Below are 779 nucleotides of genomic sequence, written 5' to 3'. Positions count from 1 at the left end.
CGTCGAACATCATGTCCTTGGTCATGCAGATCTCGTCGGCGAGCACCTCGGTGAGCACATCGCACTCCGTGCCGACGCACCGCTTACGCAGCTCGGCGGTGACCCGCTGACGCTCGTCGTGCAGCGCGAGAAGCTGCTGATAGCGGCCGACACTCCACTGGATGGGCAGACCGTGCGCAGCGAAGGCCGCGTTGAAGACGACGCGATGCCCCTCCAGGTCGAGGTCCGACAGTGCATCGAGGTCGAAGACCACCGCACGCAGCGGATGGGCAGGGGCTTCGGTCTGCGGACAGTCCCACCAGAACCGTCCGGCACGCCATGACTTCTCTTGTAGTGAGGGCACCACATGAGAGTGGCCTACGTCACATAGGTGGCGCGTCCCCCGTAGGGGGGATTGGGCCGGTCAAGTTGATCTACCCAGCCCGTCACCACCTCTAGGGTGATGCCATGGCGCCCTCCAATCCAGTGCGCCTTGTGCTGGTCGACGACCATGAGATGGTCATCGAGGGTCTCAAGGCCATGCTTGCTGCGTTCAACGACCGGGTCGAGGTGGTCGGCCAGGCCGTAGGCGCCGAGCGTGCCCTGAGCGTGATCGAGACGCTCAACCCCGACATCGTGCTCTGTGACGTGCGGATGGAGGGTTCCAGCGGGCTGGACCTGTGCCGGGTGCTGCGGGAGCGGGATCCCGACCGCAAGGTGGTCATGTTGTCGGTCTACGACGACGAGCAGTACCTGTTCCAGGCGCTGCGGGTAGGCGCCTCCGGGTATCTGCTCAAGAG

At 64.7% G+C, this 779-nt stretch carries 1 protein-coding gene and 1 pseudogene; one reads left to right on the top strand and one right to left on the bottom strand.

Annotation, left to right across the window (positions count from 1 at the left end):
* Positions 1-253: pseudogene (locus tag ACWGPE_RS18960) on the bottom strand (hypothetical protein); the annotation flags it as partial.
* Between the two features lie 194 nt (positions 254-447).
* Here ACWGPE_RS18960 and ACWGPE_RS18955 point away from each other — a divergent pair.
* Positions 448-779: response regulator (locus ACWGPE_RS18955; protein WP_452049307.1), on the top strand; the 332-nt coding region annotated here is incomplete at its 3' end.

The sequence above is a fragment of the Agromyces sp. NPDC055658 genome, from assembly GCF_053618155.1.
Note: the sequence above shows the minus strand (reverse complement) of the source record. Positions and strands in the feature narration are given on the sequence as shown.